Consider the following 16,676-nt stretch of genomic DNA (forward strand, 5'->3'; position numbering starts at 1 on the left):
TGCGCGGCGCTTCGCAGCACAAGGCTGCTCCTACAGGAGATGGGCGGCGCCCAAACCCCAGGAATAATTGGCCCGAAACAGATGTAGGAGCAGCCTTGTGCTGCGAATCGCCGCGCGGGCGGCGCTCTATCTCATCGGCGCTAAAAATCTATCGCCATACCCCGGCGGCCCTAACGCTATCACCTAACAAACACCAGGCAAAAAAAAAGCCGCTGCAATCGCAGCGGCCAATCGAGACGTTAGATCAAGGAGCTTCAAAATCTACGTCGGTGAACCTCGCAGGCCTGAAGGGCGGGGGGGTAGTGCCCTTCATGCCGGCCAGTGAGTTAAGAATAAGCGCTTGATCCTGTAGGAAAAATACCCGCTTATGACATTCACCTTTACGTTTCGGGCAATAGTGCCCACCCCGCTCACCCTTCAGCCGCGTACCCCATCCGCCAGCTGGTATCCCGCGCTGCAGCCAGCAACCGTTGCGCCGCAGGGCCGTGCTCATCGGCATGGAAAATCGACGTCGGGCCGACCACGGTCATCACCGCAGCGATCTGGCCCAGGGCGTTGAATACCGGTGCTGACAGGGCATCCACGCCGGGCATCAACAGGCCATGCACATGGTGCAGGCCACGTTCACGGATGCCCTCCAGCACGGCCGCATAGTCGCTGGCGCTGTGCTGCAGCGCTGCCAGTTCCCGATCACGCAACTCGTCAGTTTCGCGTGCTGGCAGGTAGGCGGCGAACACCAGGCCGGTCGACGAACTGAGCAGCGGCAGCACCGACCCGATCTGGGTCACCACCGTAACCGCACGCACCGCAGGCTCGATGCTGACCACGGTCGCGCCCTGATTGCCCCAAACGGCAATGAAGCAGCTCTCGTTCAGTTCATCGCGCAGCTGCGACAACGGCAGCGCCGCAATCTTCAGCACATCGATGCTGCCCAATGCCGCCAACCCCACGCGCAACGCCTCACGCCCCAGGCCATAGTGGTTGGTGGCCGCATCCTGTTCGGCAAAACCGCTGGCAATGAGCGCCTGCAGGTAGCGGTGCACCTTGCTGGCCGGCATCTGCACATGCTCCGCCAGGCGTGACAGGGACGTGGAGGGGGAGAGTTCGGCGAGTGCCTTGAGGATATCGGTGCCGACTTCCGCCGAGCGGACCTTCTGCTTGCCGTTATCGGTGGGTGAGCTGGCTTTGGCCATGGGCATAGGTATCCGGATTCGTCGAGTCGCGCCTTTATAGCTTGACGCCTTGCCCGTAGCAAATTACGTTATTCGTAATCTGATTACGATAAAAACAATGCAGACGTGCTGCCACCCCAGCAGCCAGCTGCCAGCAACGGCTCTGCCAGAGCCCGGAGGCATCGATGAACCGCGACACGTCCCCCGACCTTCACTACCTGAGCGGCTTCGGCAACGAGTTCGCCAGCGAAGCACTGCCAGGTGCATTGCCGGTCGGGCAGAATTCGCCGCAGAAAGCCCCCTACGGCTTGTATGCCGAACTGCTTTCGGGCACGGCGTTCACCATGACCCGCAGTGAGTTGCGCCGCACCTGGCTGTACCGCATCCGCCCGTCTGCACTGCACCCACGCTTCGAGCGCCTGGCACGTCAGCCGCTGAGTGGGCCGCTGGGCGCCGTCACCCCAAACCGCCTGCGCTGGAACCCGCAACCCATCCCTGCCGAGCCCACCGATTTCATCGAAGGCTGGGTGCCGATGGTGGCCAACGCGCCCGCAGATAAACCGGCGGGCGTGAGCATCTACATCTACAGTGCCAACCGCTCCATGGAGCGGGTGTTCTTCAATGCCGACGGTGAGGTGCTGCTGGTGCCGGAACAGGGCCGCCTGCGCATCGCTACCGAGCTTGGGGTCATGGACGTCGAGCCGCTGGAAATCGCAGTGATCCCACGGGGCATGAAGTTTCGCGTCGAGCTGCTCGATGGCCAGGCGCGTGGCTACCTGGCTGAAAACCACGGCGCGCCGCTGCGCATTCCGGACCTCGGGCCCATCGGCAGCAACGGCCTGGCCAACCCGCGTGACTTCCTCACGCCGGTGGCGCATTACGAAGAAGCCGAGGGCCCGGTGCAACTGGTGCAGAAGTTCCTCGGCGAACACTGGGCCTGCGAGCTGCAGCATTCGCCGCTGGACGTGGTCGCCTGGCATGGCAGCAACGTGCCCTACAAATACGACCTGCGCCGCTTCAACACCATCGGTACGGTGAGCTTCGACCACCCAGACCCGTCCATCTTCACCGTGCTGACGTCACCCACCAGCGTGCATGGCCTGGCCAACATGGACTTCGTGATCTTCCCGCCGCGCTGGATGGTGGCCGAGAACACCTTCCGTCCGCCATGGTTCCACCGCAACCTGATGAACGAGTTCATGGGCCTGATCCAGGGTGCCTACGATGCCAAGGCCGAGGGTTTCCTGCCGGGCGGCGCTTCGCTGCACGGGGTGATGAGCGCCCATGGCCCCGACGCCGAGACTTGCGACAAGGCCATCGCCGCCGACCTCGCGCCGCACAAGATCGACAACACCATGGCCTTCATGTTCGAGACCAGCCAAGTGCTGCGCCCGAGCCGCCATGCGCTCGAATGCCCGCAATTGCAGGCCGACTACGATAGTTGCTGGGCCACCTTGCCGAGCACCTTCAACCCGAACCGGAGATAACCCATGAACCAGACCGCCATTACCCGTAGCTGGGTCGAGCATGCCAACGGGCACAGCGATTTCCCGCTGCAAAACCTGCCGTTGGGCATCTTCAGCCGGCCGGGTGAAGCGCTGCGCTGCGGCGTGGCCATCGGCGATGCCATCCTTGACCTGGAAGCGGTGCTCGCTGCGGGCTTGTTCGACGGCGAGGCCAAGGCTGCGGTGGAGGCTACCCGCGGTGGTGCGCTGAACGCCTTCTTCGCCCTCGGCCGTGGCGCCCGTGTCGCCCTGCGTGAGCGCCTGCTGGCGCTGCTCGGCGAACACAGCGAACACCAGTCGGCGCTGAAAACCGCGCTTTACCCAGCCAGTGATTGCCAACTGCATGTGCCGGCGAAGATCGGGGACTACACCGACTTCTACGTCGGCATCGAACACGCCAAGAACGTCGGCAAGCTGTTCCGCCCGGACAACCCGCTGCTGCCCAACTACAAGCATGTGCCGATCGGTTACCACGGTCGCGCTTCGACCATTCGTCCCTCCGGTACCGATGTGCGCCGACCCAAAGGCCAAACCCTGCCGGCCGGGCACACCGAGCCAAGCTTCGGGCCCTGCGCGCGCCTGGACTACGAGCTGGAGCTGGGTATCTGGATTGGCCAGGGCAACGACATGGGCGAGTCGATCCCGGTGGGTGATGCCGCCGAGCACGTCGCCGGCTTCTGCCTGCTCAACGACTGGTCGGCGCGTGATATCCAGGCCTGGGAATACCAGCCACTGGGGCCGTTTTTGTCCAAGAGTTTCATTACCAGCATTTCGCCCTGGGTGGTGACCGCCGAGGCCCTGGAGCCGTTCCGCACTGCGCAGCCGGCGCGCCCGCAAGGCGATCCGCAGCCGCTGTCCTACCTGATGGATGCACGTGACCAGGCCAAGGGTGCGTTCGATATCGAACTGGAAGTGCTGCTGCTGACCGAGCGCATGCGCGAGCAAGGCATTGCGGCTCACCGGCTGACCCTGAGCAACACCCGCAGCATGTACTGGACCGTGGCGCAGATGGTTGCCCACCACAGCGTCAACGGTTGCCAGCTGCAACCGGGCGACCTGTTCGGTTCGGGCACGCTGTCGGGGGCAACGCCGGGCTCTTTTGGCAGCCTGCTAGAGATCACCGAGGGCGGCAAGCAGCCGGTGGAACTGGCCAGCGGTGAGGTGCGCAAGTTCCTCGAAGACGGCGACGAAATCATCCTGCGTGCCCGTTGCACGCGTGATGGCGTGGCCAGCATCGGCTTCGGCGAATGCCGCGGCAAAGTCATCGCAGCCAACTGAGGGGGCAGGGGTATGGAGCTGTACACCTACTACCGTTCCACCTCGTCCTACCGGGTGCGCATCGCGCTGGCGCTGAAGGGGCTGGGTTACCAGTCCTTGCCGGTCAACCTGCTCAAGGGCGAGCAGCGCGGTGCGGACTATGTCGCCGTGAACCCGCAGGGCCGTGTACCGGCCCTGCGCACCGACAGCGGTGCGCTGTTGGTGCAGTCACCGGCGATCATCGAGTACCTGGAAGAGGTTTATCCACACCCTGCGCTGCTGCCGGACACGGCCGAGGCGCGAGCCAAGGTGCGCGGTGTGGCAGCGATCATCGGCTGCGACATCCACCCGTTGCACAACGTCAGCGTGCTCAACCTGCTGCGCCAGGCAGGGCAGGACGAGCCTCAGGTCAACCAGTGGATCGCGCACTGGGTCGGCCAAGGACTGTCGGCGGTCGAGCAACTGATCGGCGACCACGGCTTCTGCTTTGGCGACACGCCGGGCTTGGCGGATGTTTACTTGCTGCCGCAGGTGTACGCTGCCGAGCGGTTCAACATCGACCTGGGCGGTTACCCGCGCATTCGTCGGGTCGCCGCCCTGGCAGCCCAGCACCTGGCGTTCATCCAGGCGCATCCTTCGCAGCAGCCGGATACCCCGGCTCAGTGAATCGAACGGTTCACCGTCGGGAGTTTGCCGATCCGCTCGGAAAGCTTCAGGCGCTGGACCGGGTCTTCTGTGAGTAGCAGGGCATGCTCCAGGTCGAAACGTTCGGCCTGCGGGCAATCCAGAAACTGGTAGAGCGATGCGCGGGTGGTGTAGTCGCTGACTTGCACCGGGCCCAGCTGCATTACCCGTTCGGCGTCGATCAACGCCGCCAGGTGGTTGTCGTTGCTGATGTGCAATTGGCGCAGGTTGCGTGACAGGCGTTGCAGCATTTGCCGAGGGCTGGCCGTGCGCATGTGCTCTGCACTCAGCGGCACGTGTGGGCCGAACTGGCGGGCGAGGAGGTCGCGGCAATCGCTGGGGTACAAGCGCCTGCCGCCGCAAGGGTCGAGCAGGTGGTCGGCACCGGGTACGCGCAGCAGGAAGTGGCCGGGAAATGCAACGCCTTCCAGCGGGATCGACAGCCGCCCAGCCAGCTCCAGGGCCAGGATGGCCAAGGTCAATGGCTGCCCACGGCGGCGCTGCAGCACTTTGTCCATCATCGCCGCGTGCGGCCGCAACGGGTGATATTCATCTTGTTGAAAGCCCAGTGCATTGAGTTGGCGCAGCAGCGGCTGGGCCAGTTCGCACAGGGGCAGCATCGGCAGGTTGGCGCTGATCTCGCGGTGCAAGTCGTGCAGCAGGGCAAGGCTGTTCGCGGGCTCGACACTTCGGTCGTGCTCGGCGGCCATCCACAATGCGGCTTCCAGCAGGGCGACAGGCTCGCGTTTCAGGCAGGCCAGGCAGGCTTGACGTGGCTTCATGGGGCTTCTCCACACACGTTTAACTATTAGCTGTGGCGCGCGGTTTCGTCCAGTGGTCTGACCGAGGCTTCCCGCACTTGGGCCTGCCTATACTGATAGGAGCACCTCGCTGGGGAGCCCGTCGATGTTCGCGCTAATGCAAAGCACCCGTACCCAATCGCTGCACCTGTTCATCGACCCGCCAACGGGGTTGAAGGCGGTGGTGGCGATCCACAGCGAGCAGCTGGGCCCCGCCATGGGCGGTTGTCGCTACCTGCCTTACGCCGATGACGAGAGCGCCATGGTCGACGCGATCCGCTTGGCCCAGGGCATGAGCTACAAGGCCGCGCTGGCCGGTTTGGCCTTGGGCGGCGGCAAGGCAGTGATCATGCGCAACCCCCATGTGGAAAACCGCGCTGCGCTGTTCGAGGCGTTCGGCCGTTTCGTCGATACCTTGCAGGGGCGCTTCATCACGGCTGTGGACAGCGGTACCTCGACGGTGGATATGGACTGCATCGCGCAGAGCACGCCGCATGTGACCAGCACAACAGCCTCGGGGGACCCTTCGCCCCATGCCGCCATGGGCGTGTTCGCCGGCATCCGCGCCACGTCGAAAGCACGGCTGGGCAGTAACAACCTGGAAGGCTTGCGGGTGGCCGTACAAGGGCTGGGCAACGTCGGCTATGCCTTGGCCGAGCAACTGCACGCGGCGGGTGCGGAGCTGTTGGTGAGCGACCTGGACCCCGGGCGGGTGCGGTTGGCGGTCGAGCAGTTCAATGCCCACCCGGTGACCAACGATGCCTTGATCAGCACCCCCTGCGACATCTTCGCCCCGTGTGGCGTAGGGCCTGTGCTGAACGGGCAGAGCGTGATGCAGCTGCGCTGTGCGGCGGTGGCGGGGGCGGCGAACAACCAGCTGACCACCCTGCAGGTTGCCGACCAATTGGAATCGCGCGGGATACTGTATGCGCCCGACTATGTGATCAATGCCGGTGGGCTGATCTACGTAGCGTTGACCCATCGGGGCGAAGACCTGGGGACCATCACCGCGCACCTGGCGCGCATTCCTACGCGGCTCACCGAAGTGTTTGGCCATGCCCAGGCAGAGAAGCGCTCGCCGGCGCGGGTGGCGCAGATGCTGGCAGAGCGGCTGCTCTACGGCTAAGCCTGACGCCCCCCCTGTAGGAGCAGCCTTGTGCTGCGAAAGGGCCGGTATGGCTAGCATTAATAGTTCGACTTCAAGGGCCTCTTCGCAGCCCAAGGCTGCTCTTACTGGGCTTGGCCTTCGAGCAACTCTGCCAACGCATCTGGCTGGCTCTTGAACGCCCGGGCGAACACGTCGCGGTTCTTGGCCATGTAGATACCGGCTTCCTCGACCTGTTGCTCGGTCAGCGATGGCACCGCCTTGTGCAGCACTTCTGCCAGGCGCTCGGCCAGTTCGAGCATCTTGTCGTGACGATCTGCTTCGGCCTTATCCATGAACAAGCGCTCCGGGTCGCGGCTGCTGCGGTACACCACTTCGACGGCCATTCATCACCTCTATGCCTTTTTGCTGGTTGGGTTGCGTTTTACTGTATCTTTATACAGTAATGGCATTGGGTATCGTTGCGCAACCAGAATCTTCCCGCAAAAGCGTAGCCCACAGGTGCCTTGCGGCAATCGGTCGCCTTCCAAGGCGAGGGCCTGGCCCTTTAACTGCATGGCACAAGCGTCACACAGGTGACGCATCATCCTTCATGGCGTATCGGGGAATGGGACAATCGTGAACATCAAATGGGCTGAAAAGCTGCGCAAGGGCCTGCACGGCTCGGCCGACTCGCTGGGCAACCTGTGCGTCGAGGCATTCCATTATCTGGCGCTGTTCGGCATTGGCGCCATCACCGCCTACGCGGCGGTGATGACCTTCCTGGACATGCTCGGCAAGGGCGGGGTCAGTGTCGATGACATCCTGCTGCTGTTCATCTACCTGGAGCTGGGGGCCATGGTCGGGATCTACTTCAAGACCAACCACATGCCCATCCGCTTTTTGCTGTACGTGGCGATCACCGCATTGACCCGCCTGCTGATTGGCGATGTCTCGCACCACAAGGCGCCGGACGAGGGGCTGTTGTACCTGTGCGGTGGCATCCTGTTGCTGGCGTTCTCGATCCTGGTGGTGCGCTACGCGTCGTACCGCTACCCCTCGACCAAGGTGCTGGATGCCAATGGCAAGGAAGTGGACGAGGGCAAGTAGCCCTCAGTTGGCCACGAAATGACGCGGTGCATGCTGCGCATCGCGGGTGAGTGCGGCGAGCACTTGCATCGGGTTCTGGCTCAGTTCGATGGCCAGGCCCAGGCGGATGCTGTCGATGACCCGCTGCAGGCGAACCGGGTCGTTGCGCTGGGCCTGGCTGATCAGGCGCTTGGCGACCACGCCAGCGTCGTCGGCGAGGGTGAGCATGATGCTGCCATCCAGGTCGACGATGCTCAGGTTGACCCGGTACTCGGGGGCGAAGGCGGCGCTGATCTGTGCGAAGGGGTTGTTCATGGTCATGCGTTCTGCAGCGATTGAGTGCAGGGGTTGACCGGCATGAGCGCGCGTTGGTTCAGCGCCGTTGATCGACAGAAACGAAAACGCCCGGCACTAGGCCGGGCGTTTTGTTACCACCCTCAGGCGTCGGGGTCACTTAGCTCCAGCACGCCGCGCTTGCTGCGCAACTTGCCGTAGAAGTGTTCAAGCGCGTGGTTGAGCTTGGTGGCGGCGCCATCGACCGCCTGGTCCAGCGAGGTGGCGGTGTGGGTCACGGAAATCGGTTGGTGGCCTTTCGGGCGAGCCTCCATTTGGCAACGTTTGTCATGCGGTCCGGGTTTGGCGCCGTTCTCGTCGCGCAGGTGCACCTCGATGCGGGTGAGGTCGTCCTCGTAACGTTCCAGTGAGCTTTCCAGCGTACTGCGGACCCACTCGTCGAGCCGGGCGTTACCTTCGATATGGTTGCTGCTGTTGACCTGGATTTGCATGATTCAATCCTTATTCAGCTTGCTCGCATGGAGGCGTGCCTAGGCCCTTGAGACCCTTGGAATTTCTGCGCCTCTTGACTCTAAGGTCAGGCAACGGCGGAATGATTTCAAGCCCTTTTTGAAAATAAATTTCTTGTTGCAACTGCAAGGCGAGGGCCGCGCAGCGACCCCCGGGTTTCGTCAGAAGGCTACCGAGGTCTGCACGTAGAGGGTCCGTGGTTCACCCACATACTTACCCTTGTTGTTGTCGTCGAACGAACGCGTGTAGTACTCGCGGTTGAACAGGTTCTTCACGCCTACCGCCACCTTCAGGTTCGACAGCTGCGGGCCAAAGTCATACCCGGCGCGGGTGCTGACCAGCATGTAGCCGGGGATACGCCCGGTGCTGCCATCGGCACTTTCCTCGCCGGTATTGGTGTTGTCGGCATACTGGCTGCTCTGGAAACTGCTATCCAGGTCCAACTGCCACGGGCCTTCGGTGTAGCCGACGCCCAAGGTGCCCTTGTGCCGTGAAGAGAACGGCACCTGATTGCCCTTGTTCGGGCCGTCTTCGCGAATGGTGGCATCGACGAATGCGTAGCTGGCATGCACGTCGAAGCCGGCCAGTGCCGGGCTCAGGCCGTCGAGGGCATAGCGGATGCTGGTCTCGATGCCTTGGTGACGGGTCTCACCGCGTGCAATCACCGAATCGTTGGTCTGGTTGCTTTCATACTGGTTGTCGAAGTTGATCAGAAACGCGCCGATCTCCGCTTGCACGTCGCCATTGTCGTAGCGGGTGCCGACTTCCCAGGTGCGGGCTTTTTCGGGTTTTACTTCACCGCTGCTGACACGGTTGGGCATTTGGCTGTACTGCACGCTGCCGAACGAACCCTCGGTGTTGGCATACAGGTTCCAGCTTTCGGTGAGGTGGTACATCACGTTCAACGCCGGCAACGCGGTGTTGTAGCTGCCCTGGTAACGCTGGCCATTGAGCGTGTTGCTCTGTTCGGAGTCGATCATCTCGTAGCGTACGCCCGGGGTGATGGTCCAGCGGCCGATGTCGATACGGTCGTCCAGGTAGATGGCGTGGGCTTCGGTGCTGCCGCGGGTATCGCGGTCGTTGCGGCTGGCAGTGGTCGGCAGGTCCCCGTTGACTGGTTCGCGGAAGCGCAATTCGTGGCCGGCTTCGTTGACATAGCGGTAGCCGATGCCCAGTTCGTGCCAGCTGTCACCCAGCGCAACGCCTTGGGAGAACCGGGTTTCGATACCGCGCACCCAGTATTCGCGCGGCGACAGCGAAACGAAGCTGCCCTGGTCGAGGTAGCCACTGCGCAGGGTTTTGGTGAAGAAGCTGTTGACGCTGAACTGGCGGTCGTCTTGCTTGTAGTCGTAGCCGACGTTGACCAGCGTGCGACGGCCCCAGAACTTGTCCTTCAGGCGCGTCGACTGGTAAGGGTCGGCATCGAAATCGGCGGTGCTCAGGCCGCCGGGCATGTCGGCTTCGCCTTCGTAGTATTGGGCCATGGCGTGCAGGCTGTTGGCCTCATCCAGTTGCAGCTTGCCCTTGAGGATCAGGTCATCGATCTGCGTGTCGCTGTGCTCGCGCCAGTCGCCGCCACGGGTGCCAGAGTAGAGCAGGGCGCCGCCCAGGCCGTTGGCATTGGTGCCGCCGACCAGCAGGTTGGCGCTGTTCTTGAAACCGTCGTGGCTCGAGGACGGGCTGATCTGGTTTTGCATGGCGGCCTTGAAGGTGGCCTCCTCAGGGATTGCACGGGTCACGAAGTTGACGATGCCGCCGACGTTCTGCGGGCCATAGCGCACTGCGCCGCCGCCGCGCACCACGTCCACGGCATCCATGTTGCCCATGCTGATCGGCGCCAGTGACAACTGAGGCTGGCCGTACGGCGCGAACGGCACCGGGATGCCGTCCATCAGCACGGTGGAGCGCGACGCCAGGCGTGGGTTGAGGCCACGGATACCAAAGTTCAGTGCCAGGTCATGGCTGCCGGTGCCGTTGTTGTCTGGCGCATTCACCCCAGGGATGCGGTTGAGCACTTCGCGCGCGGTGGTGGCGCCGCTGCGTTCGAAGGCTTCACGGCGCACGACGTCGCGGGCGCCGGGGTGTTCGAAGACGTTGTCTTGCTGGGCTTCGGCCAACCAGTCGCCGACCACCGTTGAAGCCCCCAGCTCGACGGCGGCGCTGGTGCTGGCGGCACTCAGCGGCTGCAGGCTGAAGGCGTTGTCGGTTTCTTGCCGGGCTTGCAGGCCACTGCCGCGCAGCAGCGCGTCGAGGCCCTGGCGCACATCGTACTGGCCGTCCAGGCCTGGGGTGTTCATGCCTTGGGTCAGTTGCGAGCCGAACGAGATCAATGCGCCGCTCTCGCGACCGAACTGGTTGAGGGCGTCTTCAAGGGAGCCGGCGGCGATGTGGTAGGTGCGCGCTTCGGCGTGGGCCGCGGGGCTGGCGAGGCCGAGGGTGGTGGCGAGCAGCAGGGCGTGGACGAGGGGGTTGGGGCGCAACGGCATGGGTGAGGTCCTGAGAGAAGGGGTTTGCCTTGTCTGTCACGCGAACGTTGGGAAATGGCTCAGGTGAATGCAAAAAATCTGCGGCTGCTGTGCAGCCTATGGCCGGCAAGCCAGCGTCCACAGGTAACTGCGCAGGCTCAGACCTTGTGAGGACCCTGTGGGAGCGGGCTTGTCCCGCGAATGGGGATACGCGGTGCATGGCACCGGCTTCGCCGGTGTTCGCGGGGCAAGCCCGCTCCCACGCGTCAATTTTTAGAAATTGCGCAAGACAGTTGCTCCCATAGGGGCTGTAGTGATTGCGAGGGTGGCGCTGTACGTGTAGGCCCGGCGACCTCATGTCAGGCTATCGACCGTCACCCAGTACCGGGTAAACCGTCGCACCCGCACCGGCAATGCCACCTCCAGCATCTGCAGTATTCGCTCACTGTCATCCAGCGGGTAAGACCCTGAAATCCGCAAGTCGGCAACCCGCTCGCTGCACCCCAGTTGCCCCTGCCGGTAGCGGCCGAGCTCGGCCAGGAAATCCCCCAGGCGCATCTGCGACGCTACCAGCATGCCGTCGACCCAGGCCCCGGCATTGCGGTCCAGCGCTGTGACCGCCCGCCAGCCGTTGCCCCCCAATCGGGCCTGTTGCCCTGCCAGCAAGGCCTCACCCGACACAGTGGCGACGCCACTGAACACCGACACCAGGCTGAACCCGTCGTACTGGCGCACGTTGAAACGGCCGCTGTCCAACTGCAGCGCAGCTTCGCCGGTGCGCAGCAGCAAGGGCCGGGCATCCTTGGCCACCTCCAGCGCCAGTTCGCCTTCGAGCAGGCGCACCACCCGCTGGTGCCCATCAAAGCGCACATCGGCGGCGCTACGGGTATTGAGTTGCAGCAGGCTGCCGTCTTCCAGGTTCAGCCGCCGACGCTGGCCGACCGGGCTGCGGTAGTCGGCCATTAGCCCTGGCAACGGGTTGTGCTGCTGCAGCCCCAACCCTGTGGCACTGGCCACACCGAGCAACAACAGGGCCTTGAGCGCACGCCGTCGAGCGGCCGATGGTGGCGCTTGCAGCGTCGCATGCACCACGGGCGAAGCCACCCCGCGTAACCGCTGATTGACCTGCTGAATATGCGCCCAGGCGCGCTGGTGTTCGTGGTCGGCTTGTAACCAGTGCTCCAGCGCCAACTGCTGGGCCCGGTCAAAATCATCACCCTGGGACTCGATCAACCAATGCACGGCCTGCTCGGCTACCTGCGGAGAAAACTGGGTATTCACAGGGCGAAGTAACAGCGCATGGCCGCCTTGTTCAGGTAGCGTTTGACCGTGGCCAGTGACACGTTCAGCTCACGCGCGATTTCGCCTTGGCCCAGGCCGTCGACCTGCGCCAGCAGGAAGGCACGCTTGACCAGCGCTGGCAGGCCATCCAGCAGGCGGTCGAGCTCCAGCAGCGTCTCGAAGATGATCGCTTTCTGTTCTTCGCTCGGTGCCACGTCTTCCGGCACTTGGGCCAAGGCTAGGAGGTAGGCGCGTTCCAGTTCCTGGCGCCGAAAGTGATTGCACAGCACCCGCTTGGCGACCGTGGCCAGGAACGCCCGGGGTTCGATCAATTGCGGTGTCTCGCGTGCTTGAAGCAGGCGTACGTAAGTGTCCTGCGCCAGGTCGGCGGCACTCTGCGGGCAGCCAAGGCGGCGGCGCAACCAGCCGGTCAGCCAGTTGTGATGGGCGTGATAGAGGCCTTCGACCGTGGAGGAAAGGGCGCTGGACACCGTGGATACTCCGGCGCCAAGATGCGCGATTGGAAGTAATAATTGTTCGCATTGTAGTGGGCGACCCGGTGCTCGGCAATCCTCCAGGGGCGGATCGCCGGCCCGTCAGCGATGGGCGGCTACGCAGCGGCAATATTTTGCTTATGCGAATTGAAATCATTATTATTGCAGCCCCGAAAATGCCCGGACCTCCGCCATGAAGCGCAACGCCGCCGGTCTCCCGCTCAGCTACCGCCTGGCCGTGGCCTCACGCTGCCTGGCTGCAACGCTGGGCGGTTATCTGCTGGCATCCATGGCCAGTGTCAGCATCGCCCTGCTGGCGCCCTTGCCACGGGTCGACGCGACCCTCACAGGCTTGCTGTTGTCGTTCGTCTTCTACGTGCTGGCGTTCATCTGGTGCTTCGCTTGCCGTAGCGCCTGGCGTGCCTGGTGGGGCGTGCTGTTGCCAAGCGTGCTGCTGGGCGCGGTCAGCGGTTTTGCCTACTGGATGAAAAACCCATGAAAGAAGGCTTTCGCCAGGCCATGGCCTGGTTGCACACCTGGACCGGCCTGATCTTCGGCTGGTTGCTGTTCGCCATCTTCCTTACTGGCACGCTTTCGTACTTCAAGGACGAGATCAACCACTGGACCCAGCCCGAGGTGCGCAGCCATGCGCTCGACCCGGTAAACAGCCTGGGCTTGGCCCAGCGCTACCTGGAGGCCAACGCCGCGCACGCCAGCAACTGGATGATCCGCTTGCCCAACGCGCGCGAGGCGGCGCTGAACGTGGGCTGGCGCGACCCCGAGGCGGGGCGCCGCGGCTTTGTCAGCAAAAGCCTCGATGCGCAGACTGGCCAGCCAGTCGAGGCGCGCGATAGCCGTGGCGGCGAATTCTTCTACCGCTTCCACTTCCAGCTGGAGATGCCGTACCCGTTCGGCCGTTGGCTGTCGACGTTCTGTGCCTTCATCATGCTGCTGGGCTTGGTTACCGGGATCATCACCCACAAGAAGATCTTCAAAGAGTTTTTCACCTTCCGCCCTGGCAAAGGCCAGCGCTCCTGGCTGGACGGGCACAACGCAATCGGCGTGCTGGTGCTGCCGTTCCACCTGATGATCAGCTACAGCAGCCTGGTGCTGTTCATGTACATGGTGATGCCTGCCGGCATTCTGGCCAGCTATGGCGGCAATACCGGCGAGTACTTCAACGAGCTGTTCGGCCGCGACGATGCGCCCAAGGTTGCCAACGTCGCGACGCCCCTGGTGCCGTTGCCGACGCTGTACGCCAAAGTCGAGGAACTGGCGCCGGGTGCACGCATCGGTTTCATCCAGCTGCAAAACCCCGGTGACCGTAATGCCCGGGTCACCTTCACCCAGTCCTCGGCCGACAACGTCGCCTACCGGCGCAGCACCCACTGGACCTTCGATGGCGCCAGCGGCGCGCTGCTGACCCAAGGTGCACCGGAGAGTGGTGCGATGATGACGGCCTTCAGTTTTGCCGGCCTGCACATGGGCAATTTCGCCGGGCCCTGGCTGCGCTGGTTGTACTTTGTCTTCGGCGTGGCCGGCACAGCAGTCATCGGCACAGGGTTGGTGATGTGGCTGGGCAAGCGTCAGCTCAAGCATGCCAAGAGCGCGCACATGCCCGGCGAATTGCGCTTGGTCGAGGTGCTCAACATTGCCAGCATGAGTGGCCTGCTGCTAGCGGTGGCAGGGTTCTTCTGGGCCAATCGGCTGATCCCTGTGGCTGCCGAGGGCCGCGCCGATTGGGAGGTCAACACGTTCTTCCTGGTCTGGGCACTGTCGCTGGTGCATGCCGTGCTGCGTTCCGGGCGCCGCGCCTGGGGCGAGCAACTGGCGCTGGGGGCGCTGGCCTTCGCCTTGCTGCCGCTGCTCAATGGCCTCACCACAGGCCAGGGCCTCGATCAGTCATTGCGGTCTGGCGACTGGGCCATGGCCGGGTTCGACCTCACGGCGCTGGCCACCGGCGTGTTCCTGGCCTGGACGGCCAGCAAAATGCTGCGCCCGGCAAAGCCTGTTACCAAGCGCGCCTCACGCGCGGCCCAAAAACCGACGGTCGAGGGCGGCGAGGTGAGCGGATGTTAGGTAGTGCGCTGATCGGCTTCGCGGGCTTCGTGGCCCTGTGCCTGGCCATGGAAAAACACTTCAAGGAGCTGCTTGGGCGCAAACCGCAGGCGCAACAGCTGCGTGTGCTGCGCGTCGGTGGCTGGCTGCTGCTGGTGCTGTCGCTGGTACTCAGCGTGCACATGCGGGGCTGGGCGCATGGCCTGGTGGAATGGATAGCGGTGTTGATGGCGGGGGTGACCCTGTGGGTGTTCGCCCTGCCGTACCAGCCCCGCCTGTTGCTGGGCCTTGCCGCCGTCAGCGTGGTGCTCGGCCCGCTGTTGGCCGTGCTTGCTGTGTGACGCCTTGAGCGAGCCGGTTGACGTGATCGAGCCAGACGCTGACCACACTGGCGGCCGTGCGCGCTTCGTGCAGGTGTTTCTGGCGCAGCGTGCGCGCATGGAGGCATTGGTCAGCCGCCGGGTCGGTTGCCGGGCCACGGCATCGGACCTGGTCCAGGAGTTGTTCCTGCGCTTCTGGCGCCGCCCCGAGGTCAAGGTGGAAGCACTGGACACCTACCTTTTGCGCTGCGCCGGCAACCTTGCCATCGACCACTTGCGCAGCGAAGGCAGCCGCGAGCGTGTGGCCGAAGCCACGCAAGCCGTGGATGAGCAGTCCAGTGCTGCAGAACCTGAGCAAGCCCTGGAGGTCGATCACGACCTGCAACGCATCGAGGCTGCGTTGCGTGCCTTGCCCGATCGCACGCGGCAGATCTTCCTGCTCAATCGTATCCACGGCTGCACGTACAGCGAGATCGCCACGGCCATGCAACTGTCCCAGAGCGCCGTTGAAAAGCATATGATGCGCGCCCTCGAAGCGTGCAAGGCGAGTGTCGCCGAGCCCGTTTCCACCCTACGCAGGCCAGGGAGCGCCCGTCGATGAGCCGTCCGAATCCGATCACTGCCGCGCAGTCACAGGCCGCGCTGCAGTGGCTGAGCCGCATCAACGAACAGCCTGAGCAAGCCCAAGGTGCGGCGTTCAAGCGTTGGTTGCTGGCCGACCCTGGGCATCGAGAGGCGTACGCACAGGCTCAGGCGCTGTGGCAGATGAGCGCGGCGCCAGCGGCGCGGTTGGCCGATGAAGAGCGCGAGGGCCTGCAACGGTACCTGGATGCCATGGCCAAGGCGCCTGCCCGAGGCCGTTGGCGCCAACGCGTCGCCGCCTTGGCGGTTGCAGCCTGCCTGGTGCTGGCGGTTGGCACCGTGGGGGGTTGGCACCCTGGCTACTGGCTGCAGGACCTGCAGGCCGACTACAGCAGCGCCGGCAACGTCCGCCAGGTGACCCTGGCCGATCAATCGCAGGTAACACTAGATGCAGGCAGCGCAATCACGGTCGACTTCGCCCAGGGCGAGCGCCGTGTGCGGCTGCTGCGCGGGGCGGCGTTCTTCCAGGTCACACACACCGGCGAGCCGTTTCTGGTCGCTGCCGCAGGCGGTGAGGTGCGGGTGCTGGGCACCCAGTTCGAGGTGCGTGAGCAGGGGGATGGCGCGCAGGTGACGGTGCGCAGTGGGCGGGTCGCGGTGACGCCGGGGCAAGGCGCGGTCGCCCGTGAACTGACGGCCAATCAGCAGCTGGCTTACGTACACGGCCATGCGGCCAGCACCGTGAGCGTAGACAGCGAGAGCCGCCTGGCTTGGCGCCAGGGCTGGCTGAATTACTACCAAGTGCCGCTGGCGCAGGTGGTCGAAGACCTCGGGCGGTACTACCCGGGGCGCATCCTGCTGCTCGAGGGTGAGTTGGGGCAGCGCAAGGTCAGTGGCAGTTTCCCGGTGCAAGCGCCTTTGGCAGCGCTCGATTCACTTGGCAATGTGATGGGCTTTTCCCGGCAGACCGTATTGGGGCGGTTGACGATTATCCGCTAGGCACCTGTACCAGAACCTGTGGGAGCGGCGGTGCGGCGGTCCGACTTGCCCGCGAAGAGGCTGGCCCAGGAAAAAAATTCAA

General features: G+C 64.0%; 18 protein-coding genes. 10 read left to right on the forward strand and 8 right to left on the reverse strand.

Features of this window, described 5'->3' with window-relative positions:
* Positions 1-410: 410 nt before the first annotated feature.
* Entirely contained in the window at positions 411-1,193 is a 783-nt protein-coding gene (locus tag OO306_RS09855) for an IclR family transcriptional regulator (protein WP_027595260.1), read from the reverse strand.
* A 164-nt stretch (positions 1,194-1,357) separates the two neighbouring features.
* On the opposite strand from OO306_RS09855, the gene hmgA reads away from it, so the two are divergent.
* From hmgA to maiA, 3 genes are read left to right on the forward strand one after another with little or no spacing between them, the layout of a single operon-like run.
* Positions 1,358-2,659 (forward strand): homogentisate 1,2-dioxygenase, encoded by a 1,302-nt coding sequence (gene hmgA, locus OO306_RS09860; RefSeq protein ID WP_265968522.1) that lies wholly within the window; start codon positions 1,358-1,360, stop codon positions 2,657-2,659.
* Positions 2,660-2,662: 3 nt separating this feature from the next.
* Positions 2,663-3,955, forward strand: coding sequence for a fumarylacetoacetase (fahA, locus tag OO306_RS09865; RefSeq protein ID WP_265968523.1), 1,293 nt, complete (start codon positions 2,663-2,665; stop codon positions 3,953-3,955).
* 12 nt (positions 3,956-3,967) lie between these two features.
* The gene (gene maiA, locus OO306_RS09870) at positions 3,968-4,600 is read left to right on the forward strand and encodes a maleylacetoacetate isomerase (RefSeq protein ID WP_265968524.1); all 633 of its coding nucleotides are present in this window, start codon (positions 3,968-3,970) and stop codon (positions 4,598-4,600) included.
* Here the strand turns inward: maiA and OO306_RS09875 are convergent.
* On the reverse strand, positions 4,594-5,400 hold the full coding sequence (locus OO306_RS09875) for a SirB1 family protein (protein ID WP_265968525.1): 807 nt from the start codon (positions 5,398-5,400) through the stop codon (positions 4,594-4,596). The two genes, maiA and OO306_RS09875, sit on opposite strands and share 7 nt — an antisense overlap.
* Before the next feature lie 124 nt (positions 5,401-5,524).
* On the opposite strand from OO306_RS09875, the gene OO306_RS09880 reads away from it, so the two are divergent.
* Positions 5,525-6,544, forward strand: coding sequence for a Glu/Leu/Phe/Val dehydrogenase dimerization domain-containing protein (locus OO306_RS09880; protein WP_027595265.1), 1,020 nt, complete (start codon positions 5,525-5,527; stop codon positions 6,542-6,544).
* Positions 6,545-6,648: 104 nt separating this feature from the next.
* On the opposite strand, the gene OO306_RS09885 is transcribed toward OO306_RS09880, so the two are convergent.
* Positions 6,649-6,909: a YebG family protein gene (locus tag OO306_RS09885; protein ID WP_027595266.1), complete on the reverse strand. Its 261-nt coding sequence runs from the start codon at positions 6,907-6,909 to the stop codon at positions 6,649-6,651.
* 232 nt (positions 6,910-7,141) lie between these two features.
* On the opposite strand from OO306_RS09885, the gene OO306_RS09890 reads away from it, so the two are divergent.
* The gene (locus OO306_RS09890) at positions 7,142-7,612 is read left to right on the forward strand and encodes a phosphate-starvation-inducible protein PsiE (RefSeq protein WP_027595267.1); all 471 of its coding nucleotides are present in this window, start codon (positions 7,142-7,144) and stop codon (positions 7,610-7,612) included.
* A 3-nt stretch (positions 7,613-7,615) separates the two neighbouring features.
* Here the strand turns inward: OO306_RS09890 and OO306_RS09895 are convergent, their stop codons facing one another.
* The 5 genes from OO306_RS09895 to OO306_RS09915 form a co-directional block, all read right to left on the reverse strand.
* Complete coding sequence (locus tag OO306_RS09895; protein ID WP_027595268.1) at positions 7,616-7,906, reverse strand: DUF3509 domain-containing protein; 291 nt, start codon at positions 7,904-7,906, stop codon at positions 7,616-7,618.
* A 122-nt stretch (positions 7,907-8,028) separates the two neighbouring features.
* Positions 8,029-8,376 (reverse strand): HPF/RaiA family ribosome-associated protein, encoded by a 348-nt coding sequence (locus OO306_RS09900; protein ID WP_027595269.1) that lies wholly within the window; start codon positions 8,374-8,376, stop codon positions 8,029-8,031.
* Between the two features lie 180 nt (positions 8,377-8,556).
* Positions 8,557-10,881 (reverse strand): TonB-dependent Fe(3+) dicitrate receptor FecA, encoded by a 2,325-nt coding sequence (gene fecA / locus OO306_RS09905; protein WP_265968526.1) that lies wholly within the window; start codon positions 10,879-10,881, stop codon positions 8,557-8,559.
* Between the two features lie 333 nt (positions 10,882-11,214).
* Positions 11,215-12,141 carry a FecR domain-containing protein gene (locus OO306_RS09910; protein ID WP_099430411.1) on the reverse strand — a complete coding sequence of 309 codons (927 nt, stop codon included), beginning with the start codon at positions 12,139-12,141 and terminating at the stop codon, positions 11,215-11,217.
* Positions 12,138-12,632 carry a sigma-70 family RNA polymerase sigma factor gene (locus OO306_RS09915; RefSeq protein ID WP_099430410.1) on the reverse strand — a complete coding sequence of 165 codons (495 nt, stop codon included), beginning with the start codon at positions 12,630-12,632 and terminating at the stop codon, positions 12,138-12,140. Before OO306_RS09915 ends, OO306_RS09910 begins: the two co-directional genes overlap by 4 nt.
* Before the next feature lie 196 nt (positions 12,633-12,828).
* Between OO306_RS09915 and OO306_RS09920 the strand changes: the two genes are divergently transcribed.
* From OO306_RS09920 to OO306_RS09940, 5 genes are read left to right on the forward strand one after another with little or no spacing between them, the layout of a single operon-like run.
* Positions 12,829-13,134, forward strand: a complete 306-nt coding sequence (locus tag OO306_RS09920) for a DUF3649 domain-containing protein (RefSeq protein WP_265968527.1) — start codon at positions 12,829-12,831, stop codon at positions 13,132-13,134.
* A complete protein-coding gene (locus tag OO306_RS09925) occupies positions 13,131-14,714 on the forward strand; it encodes a PepSY domain-containing protein (RefSeq protein WP_265968528.1) in 1,584 nt (527 codons plus the stop codon). The genes OO306_RS09920 and OO306_RS09925 overlap by 4 nt, the downstream gene beginning before the upstream one ends.
* Positions 14,708-15,034 carry a DUF3325 domain-containing protein gene (locus OO306_RS09930; RefSeq protein ID WP_265968530.1) on the forward strand — a complete coding sequence of 109 codons (327 nt, stop codon included), beginning with the start codon at positions 14,708-14,710 and terminating at the stop codon, positions 15,032-15,034. Before OO306_RS09925 ends, OO306_RS09930 begins: the two co-directional genes overlap by 7 nt.
* A gap of 4 nt (positions 15,035-15,038) precedes the next feature.
* Positions 15,039-15,614 (forward strand): RNA polymerase sigma factor, encoded by a 576-nt coding sequence (locus OO306_RS09935; RefSeq protein WP_265968532.1) that lies wholly within the window; start codon positions 15,039-15,041, stop codon positions 15,612-15,614.
* Positions 15,611-16,594 (forward strand): FecR domain-containing protein, encoded by a 984-nt coding sequence (locus tag OO306_RS09940; RefSeq protein ID WP_265968534.1) that lies wholly within the window; start codon positions 15,611-15,613, stop codon positions 16,592-16,594. The genes OO306_RS09935 and OO306_RS09940 overlap by 4 nt, the downstream gene beginning before the upstream one ends.
* The last annotated feature ends 82 nt before the right edge of the window (positions 16,595-16,676 follow it).

The organism is Pseudomonas sp. DCB_AW (genome assembly GCF_026240895.1).
In the GTDB taxonomy this organism is placed as follows: Bacteria; Pseudomonadota; Gammaproteobacteria; order Pseudomonadales; family Pseudomonadaceae; genus Aquipseudomonas; species Aquipseudomonas kermanshahensis.